Here is a 25,303-nt window from a genome sequence, read left to right on the forward strand (position 1 = left end):
CATACTTTTCAACTATTTTCCTCTTAAAAATTTAAGCTATTCTTTTAATAGCGAAATCTAAATTTTTAGCTCTTTAGGTGATATTGAATTTCAAAATATGGAATTCTTATATATTTTTAATATAACTTTAGGAAGCTTGAGCTACCCATTCTTTGAAATCCATTCAAAATAGGTTCCAAAAACCTGAACTGTATTATTTTAAATTGCATCAGTATTATTCTCAAAAAAAAAATAACAGAATATCAATAGATTAAAAATCGCATCAGTATTATTTATTTTTGCTCCTGTCCTACATAACAGCATTAATAACTCTCATCCTTAAAAGCATCAATTTGTTTTTAAGGAAAGTTATGAAATTACAAAACTACCATATAGTTATTAAAAATGTAAAATATCAAGCTTATAGACTGAAACTTGCTAAGTGCTTTATTAATGAAGCTCACGAAGATCTTGAGCAAGAACTCTTCTGTGAAATTTGGCCATGCCTTGATCAGTATGATGAAGATAAAAGTAGCTTTAACACCTTTGTAGCAAGATTAACTGAAAACAAAGCTATTAACTTGCTAAAGAAACAGCGATGTGCAAAACGTGATATCAACAATTACATTAGTATTGATGTAACAGAGCTACTTGAGGGTGAAATAACAAAACGCATTGATGTAGACTATATGATCTCGGTTTTACCAAAGGAATGGCAAAATATATGTGAGCAACTTAAATTTTTCAACTTACATGAAGTTGCCAAAATGAACAACGTTTCAAGAACCACTTTAAACAATATTATCAAGAAGATACGTGCCAAACTTTTTCCTATTTACTACGAAGGCAAAAAGAAAAATTGAACAAAATTTTTGCCTTTCTTGTATATATATACATCGTAGCATGGATAAATAATGGTTCTTAAAATTTTGAATAATAATGAAAGATTGCAAACAATATCAACTGTAAAAATGGTCATCTTTGGTCCTTATGGTATTGGTAAAACAAGTCTCCTAAAGACCGTAGATGAACCAACACTTTGCCTTGATTTTGAAGCAGGGCTTCTTGCTGTTCAAGATTGGCAAGGAGATTCAATTAGTCTTCGCACTTGGAATGAAGCTAGAGATATTGCTTGTCTTATAGGGGGGCCTAATCCTGCGCTGAAATCTGATCAAGCATATAGCCAAAGACACTATGAACATGTATCTAGTAAGTATAAAGATCTTTTCTCTGAGTTTTCTAAATACCGATGCATTTTTGTAGATAGCATAACCGTTGCTTCACGTTTATGTCTTTTATGGGCAAAAATGCAACCTGAAGCTTTTTCTGAGAGATCGGGAAAACAGGACATGAGAGCTGCCTATGGATTACTTGCGCAAGAAATGATGGCCTGGCTCAACCAATTTCAGCATATCAGAGACAAAGACATCATCATAGTTGGCACTTTAAGTCAGTACTTAGATGATTTTAACCGTCCAAACTGGCTACCTCAATGTGAAGGGACTAAAACTGCTAGTGAAATTCCTGGGATAGTTGACGAAGTAATCAGTATGGTTGGAATCAAGAAAGATGATGGAACGGAGAAGCGCTCTTTTGTTTGCCACACTTTAAATCCCTGGAGATACCCAGCTAAGGATCGTAGTGGACGTCTGAGTATGGTTGAAGAACCACACTTAGGTAAGCTGCTTACAAAGATTAAAAGCAAGTTTTAAAATTTAAACATGGAGAGTGATATATGTTACAAAACCTATTAACTGATTTTAACACTGTAAAACCGCAAAGTAGACTAATACCTAAAGGTACAATAGTAAAGGTAAAAATGACAATCAAGCCTGGAGGTTATGAGCATTGGTTTACTAAAAGCCCTACTACCGGTAGCATTTATTTAAATACAGAATTTACCGTTATTGAAGGTCTATATGAAAAGCACAAGATTTACCAAATAATTGGTATTAAAAGTAATAAAGCAGAAGATACTTGGGGAGAAATGGGTCGCTCTATGCTTCGCAGTATCTTGGAATCAGCACGTGACATTCATCCACATGATAACTCAGAAAGTGCAATCCTTGCTCGTAAGCTAAATTCAATTGCAGAATTAAATGGGTTGAAGTTTACAGTAAAGGTAGGTGTTATAACTGATGAATATGGAGAGAAGAACAAAATTGCCTCAGTAGTTACTCCAGAATACCGCAAAAATTATGAAATTGACAGAGTACCATTTTGAAGTACGACGAGGAAAAGCTTTGGTCTGCTGTCGTTACTAGAGGTATTCAGGACGCAGTAGGAAAAAACCCAAAGCTAAGAGAAGAAGCAATTAATTGGCTGAATTCAAAATCTTTTGAAACTGTTTGTGAGCTAGCTAATCTCAACTTTACACGTATGAAAAATATGTATGGGAATTTTATGTCTAAAAAGCAAAAAGAGTTAAAGATGTTATTGATTGATAATATCAAGGAGTGTGTTTCTTACCTACTTCCAAATGGTGAGTTTTACCGAGAAAAAACTTATATTGGAGACTTAAATGGAAATACAATTACAGTTAAAATAGTAGGTAAGGAAGCTGGTGATTGGCGTAATTTTACTGAAGGAACTGGTGGTGATATTATTGATCTTTGGATTTTAATTAAGGGTGATATATATTCTGCTAGAAAGTGGCTCAATAAAAAATCAAAGAGTGGAGAAAAAAAAGGGGGGAAAAGAGAAGAAAAAATATTTTCTGTAAAGCAGTACTTAAGTGATCAATCACCAATACCAGAAGATATAATAGCTCCACGAATTCTCACTCCAGGTGGTCTTTTAGTCATTGGTGGTACGCCAAAGGTTGGCAAAAGTTATTTTCTTCTCTCTTTGCTTGCACATCTTGCAGCAGGAGTGTCGTTTCTTAAGATGAAGTCAGCAAGACCGCTAAAAATAGTCTATCTGCAAAATGAGATGGAGTACAATTATATCAGGGAACGCATACAACAAATCATAACTAATCAAAGGCTGCCAAATCTAGCAGAAGAAAACTTGATTGTTACTACAAAGATGAGATTAACTTTAAATGATGAAGGTATAGAGAAAATAAAAGATATTATAAAAGAAAAGTTTGATATCAAAATGATAGACCTTATCGTTTTGGATTCCCTTGACTATGAAAATATATTTTCTGGCCTGCAAAGCAGAGTAGAAAAACTACGTTCTATAATTAATCCTATGGCTGGAATCATTATTACACGTCACACCAGAAAAGTATCGACAGCTACACTCGCAAAAAGCCCTTTTCAAGCTTTAATTGGTGCTAATGCTTTAAGAAGCTTTTATACATCTGGTATTGTAATGTTTCAACCAAGTAAACGTGCAAATGTCTTGCAAGTAGTATATGAACTAAGAAACGGTAAATCAATACCAGCAAAATTCATTAGCAGGGTAAATGGGCGTTGGCAGAATTCTAAAATTATAGCTACGGCTTAACTTGTCCGCAAAAAACGGATACTATGGTAGAGCTAAAGACTCAGCTTTTGCAAAATATCAGATCTTGTCTTTTTCATCTACTACCAAGAGGGACATTTCGTGGTGATAAGTTTTATGTAGGTGATGTACAGGGTAACAAAGGCAAAAGTACTGTAATAGAATTAACAGGCGAAAGAGCTGGATTATGGAAAGATTTTGCAACAGGAGAAGGCGGTGACATTATTGACCTTTGGGCAACGGTACATGGGAAGAATGCCAAAATAGAATTTCCTGAAGTAATGGCTTCAATAAGTGAATGGCTTGGTCTTAAGAAACAAAACAATATCAGAAATCTAGAACAATATCTGACTTGTAGTTGGAATTACTACGATGAAAATAACCAATTGATTGTAATAGTCTATCGTTATGATCCTCCTTTAGAGAAAAAACAGTTTAAACCATTTGATGTTAAAAAACAAAGATTCAAAGAGCCAGAGATAAGGCCACTCTACAACGTTCCGGGTATTTTAAGGTCCGATAAAGTTGTTCTTGTAGAAGGAGAAAAATGCGCAGAAGCACTTATAGAGAAAGGAATTACAGCTACAACTGCGATGTTTGGAGCAAATGCGCCTATTGATAGAACAGATTGGACTCCGCTAAAAGGTAAACATATTATCATTTGGCCGGACAATGATGAAGCAGGTAATAAATATGCCAAAAACGCTGAAAAGAAGCTTTTAGAACTTGGTGTTGCATCACTTGCTACGCTTAAGATTCCACCGAATAAACCAAGGAGTTGGGATGCTGCTGATTGTCTGTTAGAGGGAATAAATGTTTCGGAATTTATTGAAAAAAACTCAAGAAAAATAATTATTAAACCACCACTTGATATTTTCATCTGGAGTGTAGAGCGTTTTGTAGGTCCAGTACCAAAGCAAAGATTCTTGGTTGAAGGATTATTTCCTTTGGGTGTAACCTCCATTTTGGCTGCAATGGGAGATACAGGCAAAGGTATGCTTCTTCTTGACCTAGCCCTCAAGGTTGCAAGTAGCATAGACCAGGTGTGTGGATTTGGCCCACCTGTTACTGAACATGGGTCTGTGGTGGTATTTTCCGCAGAGGATGATACAAATGAAATACATCGTCGCTTAGAACGACTTGATCCAAAATGCGAGAGATTAAAATATAAAGATAGGCTATTTATTGTACCATTGCCAAATATAGGAGGATCATTTACCATACTTAAGAATGTTCGCGGTAAAGTTGTAGAAATATCTCCAGAATTTGAGTTGGTAATGAAGCAGCTGAGCAGAATAAAGGATTTAAAGCTCATTATATTTGATCCCCTTGCTTCTTTCATTCATGCAGATTTAAATGCTGACCCAGCAGTAGGGGATTATCTCATGTGTTTATTATCTGATTTAGCATGTAGCACTGGAGCTTCAATAATTACTGCACATCATATGAGAAAGCTGAAGGGAGAAAAGCCTATATCAACAGTAGAGCAAGCACGAGATGCTATTCGAGGTACTTCTGCTCTCGTAAATGGAGTCAGGTGTTCTTTTGCTTTTTGGCCTGTTGAAGATATGACTAAACCAATGATTTTTAGATCAATTGGAAAAATCCCAAGACAAAATGCCTTATTTTATGGAGCTGTTGTTAAGGCAAATGGCCTGGCTGATCGTACTGTACGTACTTATCTGAGAAATGAAGAAACAGGGCTATTGGAAGACATTACTGAACAATTAAAAGCTCAAAATATTAGCGATAAAGATCTTAAAATATATCTTATTGATTCAATTGCGCGAGCTGCTATTTCAGGACATCCATTTACTCATACAGGAAGTGCAGGAATACATAAACAACGACATAAATTGCCTGAAGTTTTTCATAGTATGGGAAGGGATAGACTAGAGCGTATAGTGCAAGAGCTTTTACAAGCAAAGCAAATAGTTAAAGGAATGGCTAATGGTTCAAAAGAAGATAAATGGCTTGATGTAAAAACAGGACCATTTGCACGTGGGGTGGGAAAATTTATTCATGGAGCTGAAAAAAACTATTTTTGATAACAAAAAACTCTATTTTTTTATAGTCAAAGTAAAAGGGTTAATTCGATAACCATGTGATAATCTTTGCCAACCAAGTGTTTGTATTACATCATCACGTTCAATACTTAATCCTAATTTCTCAGCAAGTGTAGCTTTGATTGTTCTTTGCATTTTATTTAATGGTTTTCTGATTTGATGTTCTAAATCTGCTTCTAAACTAAGTCCCAATAGTTTTTCTAACTGATTAATATTGAGAAGTGTATGTTTTTCAGGTGGTAATTCTTTCTCACAGTCATGTAAAAATTGCTTGAATAATATTCGAAAAATATTAAGGCATGATGCAGCTTTTTTATTTATAACTTCAATACTATTAACATATACCATACCTTTAACTACTTGTAATTCCAAAAGCTTTGTTGGTATAATTGGTTCAACACGTTTAAGCGAAATATATGAAGCTGGTAAAACTTGCAAAGAAGTATTTTCTACTACCTCTGGTACTCCTTTTTTAGCTGCCTCTTGGAATATCTCAGTTACAGTCTTAAGCTGACAAAACAGTTTCACCATTGGCACTACATATAGATTCAGTAATAGATTTGGTATATCTTTTTTTAGAGTGATGAGAACTGTCGGATGGACTCTAAGTTTATCTATAGTTAAAAATATCGCATCAGTACAAAAATCAAGGATTATTAGATTTACAATGCGACCTTGATTACAAATATAATAAACTCCTTTTTCTACTTTTTCCCACATAAGTCTTGAATCATTCAACTTTGTTTCAAACCAGTCTATGATTTTCTCTGTATTTAAGTATATGGATAAGAGATGAAATCTCTGTTTTTGATAAGTATTAGGCAGAATATGACGAGAACAGTTTTCACAAATAGCGTCATCACATGCTTCATCAAAGTCTGGATCAATGAAAATCTCATTGCTACAATTTAGATCAACTACATTTGGCCAATCAAGATGATCTTCTTCACGGGAACAAACAATATAGTACCTTTCTTGCATTTTTATCAATCCAAGGTCGAATAAGTATCTTGCTGCTTGAATGTGATTTCGACTTGGATCAACCCAAGAACTATTTGAACTTAAAAGATCAGCAATTTGCTCGTGAAAGGATCTTAAGGCCATAGGATTGTTCCATATGTTTCTTTAGCTCCTCTCTTTCTTTTTTATTGAGCGGATGCTCTGAATAATAAATTTCCCCACTTGATTTGAAAGAAAATGTTACCTTTTTGTTTTGGAACATTACTTTAGCTGATTGAATAGATTGTAGTATGTTGCCAATAGATGGCTTTAAAATATGTAACTCTAGTGCAATAGGATCATACGGCTTTACACTCAAAGTAAGATATGTATTACTATTTTTAAAATAATCTGACTTAAAATTTAACTCAAATATACAAATATTAGGATCAGAACCCTCTATACATGCTTGAAGAAATTTGTGCACTTGTAGTGGAAAGTTCTTATCTTGTATATTTACAAAAGTACATTCGCAGTCAAAATACCCACTTACAATGCTATTTGCTATTTCCACAGCTTTATTAGTATTTTTAGCACAGAGATTAACCTGAGTGCCATCAAGAGAAAAGTCTAAAATCATCCACTCAGGTTTATGGCCATGAACAACCTTGTTTGAATTAAGTAGTAAATCTATGTCACTTCCTCGGCGTACAAACATATATATCCGATCTTGATGATGGAAAAAACCCTGCAATTGGTTTTCGAACTTTAGTATCTGCTCTACGACTTCTCGTGACATAAATTCCTTGAATGAAGTATTTATTTGTCTTGGTGATTTCTGTAGAGCAAATGATACGAAACCTCTCTTTTGTACTTTATCAAAGTGATAGACAGATTTTAGAAGTTCACAATTTATGTGAAATAGTAAAAATAACAAGGATCTTTTATCATACTTAGTATTATTTTTTATCAGGTACGATCTCATTAACTCTTGAGTAAGGGCAAATCTTGCTACTTCACTAACTGTAGCCTCAAGTTTTGTACGATCAAAGTGGCTAATGAGATAATAGTTAAAAAGAGAGTCAGAGTAACTGGTAAGTATCTTACGTTTTTGTTGAGTGGATCTATCATCATAACCTCCATCTTGAAAAAGCTGCCCATTTAAATGACTTTTAAAGCAATGCTGAAAAATGATGCTCAGTTGTTTACCAGAAAGGGAATCTAACCAAGACTGACGTATCTTTGAATCTTGAAAGCGATCTAGTAAAAGATTAACGGGAACTTCTAAATCACTCTCCCAAAATTCGTAACTTGGATGAACATTCATAACAGATTAAATAAGCTATATTATACATAATATGATAATTCAAGCAAAGATTTTTTGGACATAATTTTTTCAAATCTTGTATATTTAATTAAGGAGAATTTGTGTGAACTAGATAGCTTTCTTAAATAAGGTGTGCATTGGTTTAGTTTAATAGAAGTCTCCTAACCTTATAAAAAAACTCACAGGAAGAAAAACATGCAAAAAGGGGAATTAACTATTAATTGTCGTTATGAGCCTCACAGATTGGCTGGTACATATTTGGCAAATGCTTATGAACAATTGTTGAAATATAAAATAAAGGAGGTAGAAGAAAATGGTAACGGTAAGCTTGTATGCAAGAGTTTCATCAAGACAACAGGCACAGGAGAATACAATAGAGAGTCAGATTGTAGAGTTGGAGCGTCGCATTAGTAGTGATGGACATGAGTTATTAGATGAGCATAAGTTTGTCGATAATGGTTATAGTGGATCAAATTTAGAACGTCCTGGCTTAGAGAGTTTACGTGATAGAGTAGCAGAAGGTAAGATTGATAAGATATACATTCATTCACCTGATCGGCTATCACGTAAATTTTCATATCAAATGATCTTACTCGAAGAGTTTAAAAAGGCTGGATCTGAAATAGTATTTTTGAATCATAAGTTTGATGATAATCCTGATTCCCATTTATTTCTACAGATTCAGGGAGCAATAGCAGAGTATGAACGTGCAAAGATTATGGAACGAAACCGTAGAGGTAAACTTCATGCGGCCAAAGCTGGGTGTATAAGTGTGATGGGTAGGGCGCCTTACGGTTATCGCTACATAGCAAAACATGTAGGTGAAGGAAGTGCTCAATTTGAGGTTGATGAAGAAGAGGCAAATATAGTGCGTAAAATATTTAGTCGGGTTGGCCAAGAAAGAGCAAGTATAGGAGAAGTTGTACATGAACTGAATAAGATACCGGTAATAACACGAACAGGAAAAAGGTATTGGAAAAGGAGCACTATTTGGAACATGTTAAGAAATCCTGCTTAAAATTTATTGATAGCTATGCTAAAGGGTTTATAAGCCAAGAAGAATTTAAACCAAGAATCACAACAATGAAACAGCATTTGAAAGAAATTGAAGAAGAGAAAGAAAGAACACTCGATCAAAAGAAGTTACAACAAGAATTGAGCCTTGTTACAGATAGCTTGAAAAACTTTTCCTCAAGTGTTGAGTCAAAGCTTGATCAAGTGGATTGGCAGACTAAGCAAAATATTATTAGAATGTTGATTCATCAAATTGAAATCAATCACAATCACTTATACATAGTATTCCGCATAAAAAGTCTTGCAAATTTTGATCAAAATAGCCATAATAGAATTATGCAATGTTGTACTAGCAGTCAATATTGTTGGATTGCCGGATAAAACTGTTGCGGAATCCAAAGAGCGCATCAGAGCAGCGTTAAATTCAATCAATCTACTACTACCTCCAAAAAGAATTACAGTTAATCTCTCCCCTGCGGATTTGCTGAAAGAAGTCAGTCATTATGACTTGGCTATCGCTATTGGACTACTTGTTGTAATGAATGTGATACCAGTTGAAAAAGTTCAGTCTTATATAATCATGGGTGAACTGGCTCTTGATGGCAGAGTTATTCCAGTTTCAGGAGTGCTGCCAACAGCAATTAATGCAAAAAAGGCAAATAAAGGAGTAATTTGCCCAAGGGGAAATGGAGTAGAGGCTTCATGGGTAAAGAATGTTTCAATTCTAGCTATAGAGAAATTAACTGATATTATCAGACACTTTAAGGGTGAGCAATTAATTCAGCCAGTAATTTTTAATTATAGTGATGCACCCAAAGAAAAAAGATTGGTTCCCGATATGAAGGATATCAAAGGCCAAGTTGTTGCAAAAAGAGCAGCTGAAATTGCAGCAGCAGGTGGGCATAATATGCTTCTTGTTGGCCCTCCTGGTACTGGAAAATCAATGCTTGCTAAGCGCTTTATAGGATTGCTGCCTGATTTGACCGAACAGGAGATGATTGATGTTAATATTATTTCCAGCATAACAAAAACTGGTAATGAAATATTCAAAGTAACTCGCCCCTTTCGTGAACCTCATCATTCATGCTCTATGCCAGCAATGATAGGGGGAGGAAAGAATGCAAAACCTGGAGAAATCACTATGGCTCACAATGGCGTGTTATTCCTTGATGAGCTACCTGAATTTCCAAGACTTGTGCTTGATTCTCTGCGCCAACCACTTGAAGATAGAAAAGTTACCGTTGCAAGGGCAAATGCTCACATAACCTACCCTGCAAATTTTCAACTGATTGCTGCGATGAACCCCTGCAGATGTGGTTACTTGGGGGATGCAAGTAGATCGTGCAACAAAGCTCCAAAGTGTGGCACAGATTACAAAAACAAAATATCAGGACCATTGCTTGATAGAATAGACATATGCATTGAAATGGTGCGCCGTGGTACGCATTAAGAAATACTTAGCAGAGCTAAGCGGGGTTCAGAATAAATGGCCTCGAGGTGAACAACTAACTTTAACCCGAAAGGGAAGGAGGACAAGAGCATGTATGTAAAGCGAGAGTTATCTGAAGATGTGTAAGATAACGGCTTGCAACACCTGATCAATATGGTTAAAGCTAAACTGCTTGAATTCTAATCTTCAGGGGTGGGACTTCACATCCATGGGTATCGCATTTAAAACCCCATGTCTACGGTAAGCACAGATTAAACTTTCGTTTGTGTGACATTCTGGCTGTAGAACGATAAGTAGTGAACTTATTTAAGAGGATGAATGGAAAACCTAAGTTGATCTAGAACAGTTCTTAGTGACGGAACATGGGATGACCTAAGGAACGCGAGTTCTATGGTTACGGAGTCATCGTAGTAGTCGTGAAAGTAACGAATCACCGGGGAGCGTGGGAAAGCCACATACAGGGCAAAGGGTGACAGATAATTGAATGTTGAAATTGGGAGGTACGCAAGATGCGGAAAGCTGAAACAATACTTAACATTATACGTGAACGTGGACAAAGAAATTTGCCGGTTAAAAACGTATATCGCCTACTTTATCAGCGTGATCTTTACCTTCGAGCGTATGGCAAACTTTGTCGTAATAAAGGTGCTATGACAGAAGGTGTGACAACTGAAACAGTTGATGGTATGTCTTTGGAGAAAATCGATAAAATCATAGAGGATTTACGCTATGAGCGATATCGGTGGACACCAGTAAAACGTATCTATATTTTAAAGAAGAGTGGTAAACGCAGGCCGTTAGGATTGCCAACATGGTCAAATAAGTTACTTCAAGAAGTAATCCGATTAATATTGGAAGCCTACTATGAGCCTAAATTTAGTGAATGTTCACATGGATTTCGACCAAAGCGTGGATGCCACACTGCATTAAGAGCAGTAATGCAAAAAGGCAGAGGTACAAAATGGTTTATAGAGGGAGATCTCAGTGCATGTTATGACTCAATTGATCATACTATGTTGTTGAAAATACTGAGTGAAAGCTTCCAAGATAACCGTTTTATTCAGCTAATCAATCGACTGCTAAAAGCAGGATATATGGAAAATTGGAAGTACAATAAGAGTCATAGTGGGGTACCACAAGGTTCTATTATTGGTCCAATTTTGAGTAACATATTACTCGATCGGTTAGATAAACATGTGGAACATATACTAATACCAGCAAATAACCGAGGTAAGCGAAGAAAGACAAATCCAAAATATTTAAGGTTAACCATGCAAGTATCGATGATGAGAAAACAAGGGAACTGGGATCAAGCAAAACAACTGCGTCAATTAGTGCAGGGTATGCCATCTAAGGATTCTTGTGATCTAAATTATCGACGTCTTTGGTATGTTAGGTATGCTGATGATATTCTGGTAGGGTTTGCAGGACCAAAAAATGAAGCTGAACAAATTAAAAATGAGATTGCTAAATTCCTCAATGAGGAGCTCAAACTTATGCTTAATGAAGATAAAACGCTTATTACACACGCGTGTGATAGCAAAGCCAATTTTTTAGGTTATAAAATACACGTCTTGCATGCAGATGATAAACATGATCATCGGACACAACGATGTATTAACGGTAGTATTGGGTTACGTGTACCACATCATATAAAGCAGAAAAAGTGTTCTGAATATATGCGTTGTGGAAAGCCTATACATTTACCTCAACGTACACTTGATACAGCTTACAGTATTGTTGCTCAGTATCAAACTGAATATCGAGGAATTGTACAATATTACAAAATGGCCTACAACCTTCACACACTAAGTTATTTGAAGTATGTGATGGAAGTATCATTAGTAAAGACTTTAGCATCTAAATACAAAACAACTTGCAGGAAAATTTATAGAAAATTTGGTGCAATGATTGAAAACGACGAAGGTGAAAAACGAAAAGTCATCCAAGTCAGAGTAGATCGTTTACCATCAAAGATACCATTAATTACACACTTTGGTGCTGTGTCACTAAAATGGAATAAATGGGTAAGTATAAGTGATAACCTTATACCAATATGGAATAAGCGTAGTGAAATAGAGCAAAGACTATTGGCACAAACTTGTGAATTATGTAAATCACAAGAGCAGATTGAAGTACATCACGTACGTAAACTTGCTGATTTGCTAGGTAAACGTAATACTGAGCTACCGAAATGGAAAAAGAGAATGATTGAACGACAGAGGAAGACTCTTGTTGTTTGTCATGAATGCCATAAGAAAATCCAATATGGAAAATATGATGGTGACTCCTTAAAACGTTAGATTATTGGAGAGCCACGTGATACGGAAACTATCATGCGTGGTTCGGAGAGGGGTTGTTGGAAAAGTACTTAACAAGTAACTCGCTGGCTGCCCACTCTACCTCACGTAGGGTTCTGTGAGAGGCTGGCGGGGAAGGTCCGCCGGTCTACTCTCCCTATATTTCAGAGTGCTCCTGTTATGAGCTGATGTCCAACTGTCATTTTACAGCTTAGCTTGCTTAGGTAATGCAGAAATAAGAGGTGCCCAATATAAACCAGCCTAAATCAACTTTAATGTCTGGATATCGTACTATTTTACATAACATGCCATTATGAATATATATTTTTATGATTGCGTTATCATTTATTTAACAAAGTATTAGTATAATCTATCTACTGGATTAAATGGAGAAAGTTGAATGAGTAAATTACCGAACAATGCAAAAATAGGTAAATCCCAGGTTACTCAGTGGGAGGTAATAAAAAATTGTGAATATGCTGATAATTGCTTATCAAAAATAGTAACTTTATACGTTATTAGAATAACTCAGCTATCAGATTTTTATACAAATGACGAACCTGAAATTAACACTGTTTTAGCAAGAATAAGCGTGACAAGTGAAAATGTATTTTTAAACAAGGCTACTACTATTGAAGTTATGGAAGGTATTTTTCCGTATAAATTCAACAGCAAGAAGAGAAATAACATACTAAGGTTAGAAGATTTACATAATTATTTATGTTCTATTGTTAACAATAGCCTTCCAAAAGAGATGCTTGAAAGTCTTGTAAGGGAATATAAGGATGCTGTTAACTTATTTAAAGCAATTACTTAACTGAACGTAGTATTTTTAAGATTTTATTTTCTATTTCAGAAATGCCGCTTTCAAGATCTTTATCTATCAGATACATGGTAGAGAAATATGTTTTCTGCTTACTTTCAACATTGATAGTTAAAGTTCCAGGAGTGATTGTAACCGAATTGGCAAATAACGCAATGCTTTCATCATTATGCCCTTTGCATTTTCTTAGGATAATGATTGGCTCAAGCTTAGATTTGAGTCGTAGCACCTTTTTTGTTACATAAACACTTGATAAAATGATTTGGTACATTAACCATGGTATATAACTTACTAACTTATAAAACGACAGTCTACTCGTACCATTTAAAATCTGGCTAAGAGCTCTTTCAGCGTTTATCAACCTTCTAAAGATAAATAATGTGAATATAGAGGAAAACACTCCACAAAAAATAAAAAATGGCTCAAAATAACCAGACAATACAGTCCATAGAGAAAATAAAATTACAAATGATAGAGAAAAAAACTTGATTTTTTGCCTAAGGTTCATGGTTTGCAGTATAACTTAAATGATTTTTTAAGGAAAGATATATTATGAATTAAGTCAAAAACTCTGTAATATATTGAAGCTTAAAGATATCTTTAGATATGGAAGTTATTGCAGAAAATAGGAAAGCAAGGTTTGAATATTTCATCTTAGAAGAATTTGAAGCGGGTATGGTCTTATTAAGCAGTGAAGTTAAATCGCTAAGAGAAAGAAAAGTAAATATTTCCGACGCCTACGTTATCGAAAAGAATAGCGAAATATGGCTGCACAATATGCATATTGCAGAATATAAAGCTGCAAACCGAAAAAATCATAAACCAAAAAGGGAACGTAAACTGCTTTTACATAAAAAAGAGATAAACAAACTAATTGGTCAAATCAAAACCGCTGGGATAACTGTTGTGCCGCTTTCGATCTATTTTAATGATAAAGGATTTGCAAAAACTAAAATTGCCATTGTAAAAGGAAAAAAACTCTACGATAAGAGAGCAACCATAAAACAGAGAGAGTGGGATCGTGAAAAAAGTAGATTGTCTAAGAATAATTTATAGCAAAATATGTCTTTAAATCCAGTAATTTTCAGCATCGGTCCTGTTTCTATATATTGGTATTCCTTAGCTTACGTTTTGGGTATAGTGTCTGCATATTGGTATTTACACAAGCTAGACGACCAAAAAATATTTACTAAGAATTTTTACGATTCGTTATTAACAGCCACTATTATAGGCATTATCCTTGGAGGTAGACTTGGCTACGTATTGATATATGATCCAGTTCTTTATATAAGCAACCCTATCGAGATATTGAAGACCTGGGAAGGAGGAATGTCATTTCATGGTGGTGCTATAGGAGTTTTGCTTGCAGTAATAATTTCGTGTAAAAGACATAACATTCCTATATTTTATGCACTGGACCTAGTTTCTTGCGGAGTTCCCATAGGTTTATTTTTAGGTCGCATAGGCAATTTTATAAACGGAGAGTTATTTGGCAGAGTTACAACTATGCCATGGGGTATGGTATTTCCAGAAAGTGGTGATAATTTGCTGCGTCATCCAAGCCAGCTTTATGAGGCACTTTTTGAAGGACTGCTACTTTTTGCAGTTGCAAATTCACTGTTTTTCTTGACTAGAATAAGACTGTATCACGGTGCGTTAACTGGTATTGCAGTTATGTGGTATGGAGTAGCACGTTTTTTCGTTGAGTTTTTTCGCGAACCAGACTATCAAATTGGCTATTTGTGGCTTGATTTAACTATGGGGCAGTTGCTTTCTATACCTATGGTTTTGCTAGGAATGCTTGTATATCTAGGCGCATTAAATTTAAAATTTAATACGAAATCTGTTACATAGAGGAAAGGTGAGTTTAATAGAAAAATGTAGCCAGAAACCCTACATCATGCACAATTGTACGAATTTTCTGCGTTGCAGTAGAATGAATGTGAGATCCGGTGTCATTCCAGCGTGTGACGCTAGGCCATAAAACTTGCTTGACAAACTCCGCCAGCCCCCTTATTATGACAATAAGGGTATTTATGACTCAAAACTTGTTTTTGACCTGCAGGCTCAATGACAAAATTCAGTAAAAAACTCAGGGTATTTTTTGGCGGATTACATAAAATTATAGCGGCTGCATGTCTTTTTTATTTTTTCTACATTCAGCCAAATCGCGCTTATTTTAAGCGTTAGCACATTATTACAGCGCCACTTACAGTAATATAGAGTCAAAACTCGCACCACGGGGCTTCTTTTGCCTTTTTTTTTATTTGGTAAATTTCTTAATGTTTCTAGCTAAAGCAATTTAAGAGACCGAAAATGGTGTCATTCCAGCGCGTGACGCTGGAATCTAGTCTTTATTATGCAGCCACTTGTTTAAAGTTAAGTTTTCTGGATCCAAGTAGTCAAGCTACTCGGATGACACCTTGACGATTTGAAGAATCGTCATCCCGCTACGTGTTAGCGGGATCTATGCTAAGAGATACCGCGAATGAATCGCGGTATGAAGGTCTGCGGCGATATGACGGTTCGCGGTGGCATGACGATAACTTCGTCATCCCGCTACGTGTTAGCGGGATCTCTTGTTAGCGGATGAGATACCGCGGCGGTATGACGGTCTGCGGCGGTATGACAATTAAGCAATTCGTCATCCCGCTACTTATTAGCGGGATCTATGCCAAGAGATACCGTGAATAAATCACGGTATGACGTCTCGCTTGCAACCTATAGCCTTGTCATTCCAGTGCTCCTTTTTTTGTCATCCCAGCGTCACGCGCTGGTTTCAACATTATATCATGGACAAAATAAACTTTCTAAAATTCATTGAACTGTGCTTTCAAACGGTGGTACCGGGGTGTGAGTATAATGATTATCAGTATATAAAAGTCATAGCAGACAGACTTGAAGCGGCAAATGTTGGCAAAATGTGTCAAGGAAGTTTTTCGTTTCTATGATCTACTTGGCTCTCTGTTATAATGTTCGTTTGCTTGACCTAAGATCCAGGAGTATTTAAACTGAACCCTATACAGTGCTAAAAATGATAGGAAATCTAAGCGGAATAGTTGATGAAGTGCGCAGTGATCACATAATCCTGAATGTGAATGATGTTGGCTATATGGTGTATCTCTCAGCCAAAACTTTAAATGCATGTTCCATCGGAAGTAGAGTTAAATTACTTATCGAAACCTATGCAAATAACAGAGAAAATGTCGCTCAGCTATATGGTTTTATAAGCAAAGAAGAACAGCAGTGCTTGAGGTTGCTTGTTAAAGTAAGTGGTGTTAGCTATAAAACTGCAATGTCAATTTTGAGTAAATTAACTCCAGAACAGCTGTTTTTGGCAATTATGAATGAAGATAAAGTAGCACTCAAGATGAGTGGACTTGGCATGAAACTCATAAATCGAATCATCACTGAATTAAGTGGCAAAGTGAGTAAATTAGAAATAAATAACAATAATTTTCATCCAATCAATGAAGATGCCCTTTCAGCATTGATCAATCTTGGGTATGAAAAAATGAAAGCTTATGATACGATAAAAAAAATACAAGACGAATCGTCAAATCTGGACACCAAGGATATTATTCGCATGGCGCTTAAAACATTATGAAATCAATATCGTGCGATAAAGAATATACTGAAGATGTGCGCAATATCAACATCAGACCTGAACAACTTGATGATTTTGTCGGGCAAAAAGACTTAATACAAAATTTAAAAGTGTTTATAAATGCTGCACAGACAAGAACTGAAGCCTTAGATCACGTTTTATTGTATGGTCCCCCAGGACTTGGCAAAACAACTTTAGCACAAATTGTTTCTAAAGAATTAAGGGTCAGCTTCCGCGCAACTTCTGGTCCTTTACTTAGTAAAGCTGGGGACTTGGCTGCAGTGCTTACCACTTTAAATGCAAAAGATGTTCTATTTATCGACGAAATCCATAGATTAAATCGCAGCATCGAAGAAGTTTTATATACTGCTATGGAAGATTTTTGCTTGGACATATTAGTAGGTGAAGGTCCATCTACTCGCACTTTAAGGATAGATCTACCACCATTTACGTTAATCGGAGCAACTACACGGCTTGGATTACTTTCTGCGCCACTCAGAGATCGTTTTGGCATTCCCTTGCATCTTGAGTTTTATTCTTTTGAAGAACTGGTTAATATTATAAAAAGAGGCGCAAGAGTTCTTTCTACTGAAATTGAAGAAAATGCAGCACGGGAAATTGCCTGCCGTGCACGTGGCACTCCAAGAATTGCTTTGAGGTTACTCAGAAGAATAAGGGATTTTGTTGAAGTGAAAGATGATAAAAAAATCACTTATGAAGTCGCTGATTCTGTATTGCTAAAATTGGGTGTAGACAAAATGGGACTCAATAAACTTGATATGCATTATCTAAGATTTTTATTCAACACCTCAGGACCTGTTGGAATTGACACCATATCTATTGCGCTATCCGAGGATGTTGGCAATATTGAAGAAACAGTAGAACCTTATTTAATCAAAATTAGTTTTGTAAAGCGCACACCAAGGGGGCGCGTTCTAACTGATCAAGCAAAGGAGTATTTGAGCCTTTAATATTAGAGAGCTTTTTTACCATAATTCAATTATATATTGATTGGCATAATATCATATACTGGCATTTTTGTGTATAAAGGCATATATGTTAAATAGCACTGAAACTGTAGTTCAAATTAAAACTTCTCCATTTCGTATTCGCTAGTTATGCTATTCTAACTAATTAAGCTATGGTTTGTGGTAATAGGAAAAAACTGGATTCCAGCGTCACGCGCTACCCTATGAGTGCTGCTTGCGTATATTCTCTCTTTCACCATCTCAGTGTTTCTTTCTTATTATGCCAGTACCATTTTCTTGTCATTCAAGTAGCTCCCCTTCTTGTCATCCCAGTGCTTGACACTGGGATCCAGAAATTCTTAAACTGAATTCTATATAGAACCTCAGAACAAAAATAAAAAATGGGTAGCACAATACTACCAAGAAATTTCTACGAGCGGCCGACCTTAACTGTAGCTGGAGAGTTATTGGGAAAAGTCCTCAAATTTTCTAACTTTAGTGGAATAATAACCGAAGTTGAAGCCTATATAGGAATGAATGACCCAGCTTGTCACGCGGCAAGAGGCTATACTAACCGAACCTCAGTAATGTTTGGTATGCCGGGGTTTTCATACGTGTATTTTATATATGGAATGTATTACTGTTTAAATATTGTAACAGAAGCAGAAGGGTTCCCAGCAGCAGTGTTAATACGGGGATTAAAGCTCATTGAACCGCTTGAAGCAAACTTAGGCGGACCAGGAATATTGTGCAAAAGATTAAACATTACAAAAGAACACAATAAACTGGACCTTACTATAAGCCACAAATTTTGTGTTTATGAATCTCATCTCAACCCGGATTATGTGTGCACTCCAAGAATCGGAATTAGTAAAGGCCAAGAGAAATTTTGGCGGTTTAAGATTTTCTAAACTTAAGATCTTGCGTAGACTATTTGCCAATCGGATAATCACCAGTGAAACAAGCATCGCAATATTGTGGTGTAGCATTGTTACGCACCTCTCCTTTAACAGACTGATATAGTCCATCAATACTCAAGAAGGCTAGGCTATCTACTCCTATAACTTCCTTAATTTCCTCTACAGATTTATTTGCAGCAATTAAATCTTTGCACTCTGGCGTATCTATTCCATAAAAACAAGAATGCTTAATTGGTGGGCTTGAAATTTTGAGGTGAATCTCTTTTACTCCTGCATCCTTTAGCATAACTATTATATTTCTGAGCGTACTACCACGCACTATACTATCATCTATTAAAATTATGTTTTTACCTTTCAAAGTGTGCTTATTAGCATTGAATTTTAATTTTATTCTAACTTTACGTACTTCAGCGGTTGGTTGTATAAAAGTTCTTCCTATGTAATGATTACGAATTATCCCCAGTTCCATAGGTAATCCTGAATGCTTTGCATATCCAATAGCTGCAGGTATTCCAGAATCAGGTATTGGTACAACCATATTTACATTGTTTTTTGGTGGGCTCTCTTCTGCAAGTATTCTTCCTATTTCTTTTCTTATATCATATATGGACCTATTCTCCGTTATGCTGTCTGGTCTCGAAAAGTAAACGTATTCAAAAATACAAAAACTTGATTTTTGCTGTGGGAAAGGAAACATTGAGGCTAGCTTACTATCCGAACTGATGGTAACTAATTCGCCTGGTTCTATTTCTCTAACAAACTCTGCATTTATTATATCAAGAGCACAAGTTTCAGATGCAAGAACGTAAGAACCGTTTAACTTTCCTAAAACAAGAGGCCTGATTCCAGATGGATCACGTACTCCAATAACTACTTCTTGATTGATTGCCACAAAAGAATAAGCACCTTGTATTTGCTTTAATGCATATATAAAACTCTCTAAAAAGCTATCTTTTTCACCGCTTGCTGTCAGATGCACTACTACTTCTGTATCAATATCTGACTGAAAAACGCACTCTTGTTTAATTAATTGTTCGCGTATCGGAGAAATATTAATTAAATTACCATTATGTGCTATGGCAAAATCCCCAAATTTGCCACTTTTGCCAAGCATGGGCTGCACTCCAAATTTACTACCACTTGTTGAGTATCGAACGTGACCTATTGCACAATCTCCAGGTAAGGATTTCTTTATTTCATCTATATCATCAAATACGCTGCTCACTTGACCTTGAAAGTGATAAGAGTGCAGCTTATCGTTGTTACTGGTTACTACGCCAAAAGACTCTTGACCTCTATGCTGCAAAGCGTGGAGAGCAAGTATAGAGTTAAATGCAGCATCGTTATTGCAGCTTATACCAAATACTCCACATTCCTCACGCATTTCATCTAGCATAAAAACTATTAAGTAAAGTTTAATTTTACTTTAGCATAGGTGAAATACAAGCATTTTGTTGTTCATCTGCTTTTATTGCCAGCAATAATCCTATGCATATCAAGCTTGCAGCAGTTGTACTTCCTCCATAGGAAAGAAATGGCAGTGGATCGCCTATCACAGGCAAGAGGACTATTGACATTCCAATGTTTATAAAAAAATGAGCGCCAAAAAAAGCAAAAATCCCGATAGATACTAACTTAGAAAAATAATTTTTCGACCTATAAGCGATAGAGAAAATTATGCCAAGTAATGAGGTATAAAGCAAAATTAAAGCCATGCTACCTAAAAAGCCCCACTCCTCACTCAGCACTGCAAAAGCAAAATCCGTACGTTTCTCCGGCAAAAATCCAAGTTGAGTTTGACTTCCGTTAACAAAGCCCTTACCAAGCAAACCTCCTGAACCAATAGCTATCTGAGATTGCTGCGCATTATAACCTATTCCAAGTGGATCCACTGATGAATCCAAAAACGACAATATCCTTTGCTTGTGATAAGGACGTAAAAAAGGCCAAATAGCCGGTACTGCAAAAATGCCAAGCGTCCCACAAATTACTAAATGAGCTCTTTTTATTACTGCTGTGAATATAATTGATGCTCCTATAAACAACATTATCACAGCTGTGCCTAAATTAGGTTGCTTTAACACCAAGAATACAGGCAAGAAAATAATTATTACCGCCTTAAGCAATCTTTTAAATTCCATCATTTTATACACACTTTGCTTATCAAAATAACGAGCAAGCGCAAGTATTAAGCCTACTTTTGCAAATTCTGATGGTTGCAAACTAATTGACCCAATTCTTATCCACCTCGTCGCACCCATTATGTGCGAGCCAAAAAAATTTACTGCTAATAGCGAAATCGCTGCTGCTATATAAAAAAAGTAGGCGTGCTTCAAATAAAAATCTAGCTCTATGAATGACATAGCTATAGCGAGTAGGAAAAAGAAGGAAAATATGACTATTTGGTGAATTGCAAATGGTACCCACTTTCCTCCAGCAGAAGAGTATTGAACAGCAATGCCAACGCAAAACAGCACTATCACGTTAATGACTAATAACCAATGAATCTTCTTCAGCCTATCCACACTTATAACCTTAAAGTATAGTAAAATATGAAACAAAGATAAAAATCAAAAAACCAACTTCTCAACTACTAACCGAATTGGAGTGCTATATATTCCAGTTACTATTGTTAAAGCTGCCATAAACAATAGACAGAAAAGCATAGGAAATGGCACATCATTAATTTTGCCTAGTGTCATTCCAGCGCTTGATGCTGCACTATTTTCAAAATACATTTTCTCTACCATCTTCCACATGTATATTAGTGCAAGAAAAGAACCGGCAGCAAAAGCTATCAGGGAAATCCACGCGCGAGATTCTATAACTGCTTTCATTATATACCATTTGCTTACAAAGCCATTTGTTAGCGGCACACCGACTAATTCTAAACTAAGTAGAGTAAACGCAAGTGCTGTATAAGGCATTGATTTCTTGAGTCCCGATAAATTCTCTATTTTTGTTGTATCAAATTTGTAAGAAATACATCCTGCAGCCATGAATAAAGATGTTTTTATTATGCTGTGGTTTACTATGTGAAGAATTGCTGCAAATACACCTGTTTTTGAGTTAAAACTCAGTGCTAAAATTATATAACCAATTTGGCTGACACTAGAATTAGCAAGCAGTCTTCTTATATCTTTTGCAGTTATTGCAGATATTGACCCAAATATAACAGCGCAAAGTGCGAGGATAATTATCACGTTGCTTAGTGATGGTTTAAATAAGAAGAAATTCTGATGGAAAACAGTATAGAAGATCCTAATGAAAACATATATCATCACTTTTGTCACTGTGCCTGAAAAGAATATGCTAATGAAACTTGGCGCCTCACTATATGCATTAATCAGCCACCTGCTTAATGGAAACAGTGCCATTTTAATTGAGAGACCAACAAAAATGAACAATGTGCCAAGTTTTATGATGTTGTTATCGTATAATGGAACTATTCTTTCAGCCATGTCAGACATATTGAGCGTTCCTGTCATGGAGTACAAAAGCCCAACACCAAACAAGTAAAACGTTGCCCCTATAGTGCCACTAATTAGATATTCAAATGCTGCAACCAAGGCTTTTTTATCCCTTCCCATTGAAACTAATACATAAGAAGAAAGAGATGAAATTTCCAAAAAAACATAAAGATTGAATATGTCGTTTGTTACTAGAATTCCGAGCAGTCCGCTTAAGCACAGTAGAAATAGAGAGTAAAAACCAGTGATTTTGTTTTTGCTAATTTCTTTTTCGTTAATATAAAAGCTATAAAGCACACTTATCAGCGCTATAAAATTCACCAAAGTTAGAATCAAGGAGTTTAACACGTCGATTCTTAACTCTATGCCGTACGGAGGAGCCCAGTCTCCAAGGTGATAAGTTATAATCTCGCCTTTATATGTTTTAACGAGTAGTATCGATGAAATGATAAGAGTGATTGTTGTTGCAATAAAAGAAATAAACCAAGATACCTTGTGTTTCTTGGTAAGAAAGCAAAACATTGATGCAATTATTGGTATAATAACTTGTAAAATTGGTAATTGCATTAAATTGTTGTTAATATATCGTTAAAGTATTAGTATATATAATACTTTTTGTTTTAATACTCTTATGTTATCTAAAATTTGTAACGCAATAAAACGCCTATTACGAAGAGAAGATAAATTTGTAGGAAGAGATGAAAATGGAAATTCTTATTATGAATCAAGTAAAGGAAAAAGGTGGGTTATGTATAGCAGTGTTTCTGAGCCTACAACAGTGTCTCCGGAATGGCATATATGGCTTCACTATACTGATAATGTAGTACCAGTTAATAATAAAAAAAGAAAAGTAAAACATACTCCTAATTTAACGGGTACAAAAGATGCATACTATCCAAACCAAAAAGTGAAAAATTACTATAAAAGCTGGAGTCCTGATAACTAAAGATGCGAAGGTCAAATATACTTGAAATAACCGCTGGATTATTTGTATTAATTTTCACTATTTTTCTGGTTTTCTTTGCTATTGATAAGCTATCTTACATAAAGAAAAACTACAAGGATTGCTATAAAATATATGGTCTTTTTGCTAACGCTAACGGTATAGGAGTTGGTGATAGTGTCAAGATCTCTGGTGTGGACGTTGGAAGCATAACTGGTGTATCACTTGACAAAGCTACCTACGTAGCACGAATCGACATGTGTATAAGCAGAGACATAAAATTGCCAATTGATAGTTCAGCTCTGATCACTAGCAGTGGAGTTGTTGGCAGTAAATTTGTTAATATATCACCTGGATCAGATATTAAACTAATCTTGCACGGTGGTAAAATAGAGTATACTCAAGCTGAAGCAAATATGGGTGGAATAATGGACAGAATTCTTGGTATGTTTACGAAGTGAAAATGGCAGGATTCCAAGTATATCCGTTCAGGTGAAGCCTCCTGTAGTTCTAAAGTATTTAAGGAGTTTGCCTTATTTCTTGCCTTTTCTACCCCTTGCTAACCTATAATTGGGGTTTATAGTACAGCTTAACAGTTGCAGTGCATGTCTATCAATGATAAAATGAAGATTAATTTATTTTGATATTATGATTGGTTTACTGTTTGCCGTACTGTTGTTTTTTTGTGGTAGTGATGCACTTGCAAAACAGGAGCCACGTTCAATAGCTGGAGATAATCACATAAAGGTAATAAATTATAACCCACAAGCTATACATAAGTATACGGGTTTTTATGGTTATCAATCCAGCATATTGTTTGAACCAGGGGAGGTAATACAAAACCTTTCAATGGGTGATTCAACTGGTTGGCAACTCCTTCCTCAAGGTAACAGATTGTTTATTAAGCCTATAGATGATATTGCCGATACTAACGCAACTATAATTACCAATAAAAGAGTTTATTACTTTGAACTTCATGCTGAAGAAGCAACTGGACTAGATGATCCAAAATTAGCATATGAAGTAAGGTTTCTTTATCCATTATTTAGCAGTGATGAGATTTACACAACAAATAACGGCGATATCTTCGAACAAGCTAGTCATACCATTATTCCTGATATAAACGACATTGAAGTTGTAAAGAAGGGCTTAAATTTTAATTATTCCATCTCGCACGTTAAAGGCAGTCAGTCAATAATACCAATTAAGGTTTTTGATGACGGAAAATTTACATATCTACAATTCAATAAAATAAACTCTGATTTCCCGGCAGTTTTTATGGTTGATTCTGCAGGGTATGAGTCTTTAGTAAACTTCCGTACAGCTGACAACTACCTGATAATCGAAAGGGTGAGTTCAGTGTTTACCTTAAGGAATGGATCAAGTACAGTTTGCCTATTTAATGAAAACATGCCTTTCAAAAAAGGTAAGTGATTACTATCTAAAGGCTATAATGCCCGAGATATGGGTGCAAAGTTTTTTCTATGATGTTCTGTAATTCCATAAAGGCCAATAGCGTTAAGGTGCTCTTTTGTCCCATATCCTTTATTTTTATACCAATTATATTCAGGATGCTTATTGTGCAATTCTTGCATAAGCCGATCTCTCGTAACTTTTGCAACGATTGAAGCTGCTGCAATTGATGTACTCAAATTATCACCATTTACTATGGATTTCACTTGCCATTTCACTTCAGGTGGTTGATTACCATCAACTAGCACATAATCTAATTCTAGTTCCAGGTCTATCAACGCACGTTTCATTGAAAGTTTTGTTGCTTGCAAGATATTGTATGAATTTATTTCTTCTACGCTTGCCATTCCTATACCAAATTTTGCAACGGATGTTATTTTTTCATATAGGACTTGCCTACATTGAGGAGTCAACTTTTTCGAGTCGTTGATTCCATCAATAATTGTATTTCTATCAATAAACACTACGGCTGCGGATATTACTGGACCAGCTAGCGGACCTCTTCCAACTTCATCCACTCCTGCTATCACTCCTGATAATTTATTTTCTAATGTAAAGTCTGGGTATTTCATAG

The 25,303-nt window shown here is 35.6% G+C and carries 25 protein-coding genes and 1 pseudogene; 19 read left to right on the top strand and 7 right to left on the bottom strand.

Annotation, left to right across the window (positions count from 1 at the left end; genetic code table 11):
• Positions 1 to 350 precede the first annotated feature (350 nt).
• The 5 genes from OOK87_RS06075 to OOK87_RS06095 are packed head-to-tail and all read left to right on the top strand — an operon-like array spanning position 351 to position 5,477.
• Positions 351 to 842 carry a sigma-70 family RNA polymerase sigma factor gene (locus OOK87_RS06075; protein ID WP_264688232.1) on the top strand — a complete coding sequence of 164 codons (492 nt, stop codon included), beginning with the start codon at positions 351 to 353 and terminating at the stop codon, positions 840 to 842.
• 51 nt (positions 843 to 893) lie between these two features.
• Positions 894 to 1,691, top strand: coding sequence for an ATP-binding protein (locus tag OOK87_RS06080; RefSeq protein ID WP_264688231.1), 798 nt, complete (start codon positions 894 to 896; stop codon positions 1,689 to 1,691).
• Between the two features lie 23 nt (positions 1,692 to 1,714).
• Complete coding sequence (locus OOK87_RS06085) at positions 1,715 to 2,203, top strand: hypothetical protein (protein ID WP_264688230.1); 489 nt, start codon at positions 1,715 to 1,717, stop codon at positions 2,201 to 2,203.
• Positions 2,200 to 3,432 carry an AAA family ATPase gene (locus OOK87_RS06090; protein ID WP_264688229.1) on the top strand — a complete coding sequence of 411 codons (1,233 nt, stop codon included), beginning with the start codon at positions 2,200 to 2,202 and terminating at the stop codon, positions 3,430 to 3,432. The genes OOK87_RS06085 and OOK87_RS06090 overlap by 4 nt, the downstream gene beginning before the upstream one ends.
• Before the next feature lie 23 nt (positions 3,433 to 3,455).
• The gene (locus OOK87_RS06095) at positions 3,456 to 5,477 is read left to right on the top strand and encodes an AAA family ATPase (protein ID WP_264688228.1); all 2,022 of its coding nucleotides are present in this window, start codon (positions 3,456 to 3,458) and stop codon (positions 5,475 to 5,477) included.
• A 12-nt stretch (positions 5,478 to 5,489) separates the two neighbouring features.
• Here OOK87_RS06095 and OOK87_RS06100 read toward each other — a convergent pair whose 3' ends face one another.
• The gene (locus OOK87_RS06100) at positions 5,490 to 6,599 is read right to left on the bottom strand and encodes a hypothetical protein (RefSeq protein WP_264688353.1); all 1,110 of its coding nucleotides are present in this window, start codon (positions 6,597 to 6,599) and stop codon (positions 5,490 to 5,492) included.
• A complete protein-coding gene (locus OOK87_RS06105; RefSeq protein WP_264688354.1) occupies positions 6,565 to 7,761 on the bottom strand; it encodes a hypothetical protein in 1,197 nt (398 codons plus the stop codon). The genes OOK87_RS06100 and OOK87_RS06105 overlap by 35 nt, the downstream gene beginning before the upstream one ends.
• 195 nt (positions 7,762 to 7,956) lie before the next feature.
• On the opposite strand from OOK87_RS06105, the gene OOK87_RS06110 reads away from it, so the two are divergent.
• The 6 genes and pseudogenes from OOK87_RS06110 (at position 7,957) to OOK87_RS06135 (ending at position 13,342) form a co-directional block, all read left to right on the top strand.
• A complete protein-coding gene (locus tag OOK87_RS06110; RefSeq protein WP_264688355.1) occupies positions 7,957 to 8,172 on the top strand; it encodes a hypothetical protein in 216 nt (71 codons plus the stop codon).
• Positions 8,075 to 8,779 carry a recombinase family protein gene (locus OOK87_RS06115; protein WP_264688356.1) on the top strand — a complete coding sequence of 235 codons (705 nt, stop codon included), beginning with the start codon at positions 8,075 to 8,077 and terminating at the stop codon, positions 8,777 to 8,779. The genes OOK87_RS06110 and OOK87_RS06115 overlap by 98 nt, the downstream gene beginning before the upstream one ends.
• Positions 8,752 to 9,156, top strand: a complete 405-nt coding sequence (locus OOK87_RS06120; protein ID WP_264688357.1) for a hypothetical protein — start codon at positions 8,752 to 8,754, stop codon at positions 9,154 to 9,156. The genes OOK87_RS06115 and OOK87_RS06120 overlap by 28 nt, the downstream gene beginning before the upstream one ends.
• A pseudogene (locus tag OOK87_RS06125) lies at positions 9,077 to 10,204 on the top strand (YifB family Mg chelatase-like AAA ATPase); the annotation flags it as partial. The gene OOK87_RS06120 and the pseudogene OOK87_RS06125, both read left to right, overlap by 80 nt.
• 530 nt (positions 10,205 to 10,734) lie before the next feature.
• Positions 10,735 to 12,528: a reverse transcriptase/maturase family protein gene (locus tag OOK87_RS06130; protein WP_253309139.1), complete on the top strand. Its 1,794-nt coding sequence runs from the start codon at positions 10,735 to 10,737 to the stop codon at positions 12,526 to 12,528.
• A 397-nt stretch (positions 12,529 to 12,925) separates the two neighbouring features.
• On the top strand, positions 12,926 to 13,342 hold the full coding sequence (locus tag OOK87_RS06135) for a hypothetical protein (RefSeq protein ID WP_253309572.1): 417 nt from the start codon (positions 12,926 to 12,928) through the stop codon (positions 13,340 to 13,342).
• On the opposite strand, the gene OOK87_RS06140 is transcribed toward OOK87_RS06135, so the two are convergent.
• On the bottom strand, positions 13,335 to 13,856 hold the full coding sequence (locus OOK87_RS06140) for a Na+/H+ antiporter subunit E (RefSeq protein WP_253302098.1): 522 nt from the start codon (positions 13,854 to 13,856) through the stop codon (positions 13,335 to 13,337). The two genes, OOK87_RS06135 and OOK87_RS06140, sit on opposite strands and share 8 nt — an antisense overlap.
• A gap of 98 nt (positions 13,857 to 13,954) precedes the next feature.
• Here OOK87_RS06140 and smpB point away from each other — a divergent pair, with 98 nt between their 5' ends.
• The 5 genes from smpB to OOK87_RS06165 all read left to right on the top strand — a co-directional run bounded on the left by smpB (position 13,955) and on the right by OOK87_RS06165 (position 18,834).
• A complete protein-coding gene (gene smpB, locus OOK87_RS06145) occupies positions 13,955 to 14,404 on the top strand; it encodes an SsrA-binding protein SmpB (RefSeq protein ID WP_253309571.1) in 450 nt (149 codons plus the stop codon).
• A gap of 6 nt (positions 14,405 to 14,410) precedes the next feature.
• The gene (gene lgt / locus OOK87_RS06150) at positions 14,411 to 15,202 is read left to right on the top strand and encodes a prolipoprotein diacylglyceryl transferase (protein ID WP_264688358.1); all 792 of its coding nucleotides are present in this window, start codon (positions 14,411 to 14,413) and stop codon (positions 15,200 to 15,202) included.
• Positions 15,203 to 16,382: 1,180 nt separating this feature from the next.
• Entirely contained in the window at positions 16,383 to 16,955 is a 573-nt protein-coding gene (gene ruvA / locus OOK87_RS06155) for a Holliday junction branch migration protein RuvA (RefSeq protein WP_253309569.1), read from the top strand.
• Entirely contained in the window at positions 16,952 to 17,926 is a 975-nt protein-coding gene (ruvB, locus tag OOK87_RS06160; RefSeq protein WP_250296119.1) for a Holliday junction branch migration DNA helicase RuvB, read from the top strand. Before ruvA ends, ruvB begins: the two co-directional genes overlap by 4 nt.
• Before the next feature lie 398 nt (positions 17,927 to 18,324).
• Positions 18,325 to 18,834 (top strand): DNA-3-methyladenine glycosylase, encoded by a 510-nt coding sequence (locus OOK87_RS06165; protein ID WP_253309568.1) that lies wholly within the window; start codon positions 18,325 to 18,327, stop codon positions 18,832 to 18,834.
• Between the two features lie 19 nt (positions 18,835 to 18,853).
• Here OOK87_RS06165 and purF read toward each other — a convergent pair whose 3' ends face one another.
• From purF to OOK87_RS06180, 3 genes are read right to left on the bottom strand one after another with little or no spacing between them, the layout of a single operon-like run.
• Entirely contained in the window at positions 18,854 to 20,239 is a 1,386-nt protein-coding gene (gene purF, locus OOK87_RS06170) for an amidophosphoribosyltransferase (RefSeq protein WP_264688359.1), read from the bottom strand.
• Positions 20,240 to 20,264: 25 nt separating this feature from the next.
• Positions 20,265 to 21,368, bottom strand: coding sequence for a rod shape-determining protein RodA (gene rodA, locus OOK87_RS06175; RefSeq protein WP_264688360.1), 1,104 nt, complete (start codon positions 21,366 to 21,368; stop codon positions 20,265 to 20,267).
• 45 nt (positions 21,369 to 21,413) lie between these two features.
• Positions 21,414 to 22,880 (bottom strand): proton-conducting transporter transmembrane domain-containing protein, encoded by a 1,467-nt coding sequence (locus OOK87_RS06180; RefSeq protein WP_264688361.1) that lies wholly within the window; start codon positions 22,878 to 22,880, stop codon positions 21,414 to 21,416.
• Positions 22,881 to 22,944: 64 nt separating this feature from the next.
• Here OOK87_RS06180 and OOK87_RS06185 point away from each other — a divergent pair, with 64 nt between their 5' ends.
• From OOK87_RS06185 to virB9, 3 genes are all read left to right on the top strand, one after another.
• Positions 22,945 to 23,259 carry an NADH-ubiquinone oxidoreductase subunit NDUFA12 family protein gene (locus OOK87_RS06185; protein WP_253309564.1) on the top strand — a complete coding sequence of 105 codons (315 nt, stop codon included), beginning with the start codon at positions 22,945 to 22,947 and terminating at the stop codon, positions 23,257 to 23,259.
• A 2-nt stretch (positions 23,260 to 23,261) separates the two neighbouring features.
• Positions 23,262 to 23,717, top strand: a complete 456-nt coding sequence (gene mlaD / locus OOK87_RS06190) for an outer membrane lipid asymmetry maintenance protein MlaD (protein ID WP_264688362.1) — start codon at positions 23,262 to 23,264, stop codon at positions 23,715 to 23,717.
• Positions 23,718 to 23,904: 187 nt separating this feature from the next.
• Entirely contained in the window at positions 23,905 to 24,690 is a 786-nt protein-coding gene (virB9, locus tag OOK87_RS06195) for a P-type conjugative transfer protein VirB9 (RefSeq protein WP_253309562.1), read from the top strand.
• A gap of 14 nt (positions 24,691 to 24,704) precedes the next feature.
• Here virB9 and OOK87_RS06200 read toward each other — a convergent pair whose 3' ends face one another.
• Positions 24,705 to 25,301 carry a ribonuclease HII gene (locus tag OOK87_RS06200; RefSeq protein ID WP_264688363.1) on the bottom strand — a complete coding sequence of 199 codons (597 nt, stop codon included), beginning with the start codon at positions 25,299 to 25,301 and terminating at the stop codon, positions 24,705 to 24,707.
• Positions 25,302 to 25,303: the final 2 nt, after the last annotated feature.

Origin of the sequence: Wolbachia endosymbiont (group A) of Sympetrum striolatum, from assembly GCF_947250715.1 — a bacterium.
Taxonomy (GTDB): domain Bacteria; phylum Pseudomonadota; class Alphaproteobacteria; order Rickettsiales; family Anaplasmataceae; genus Wolbachia.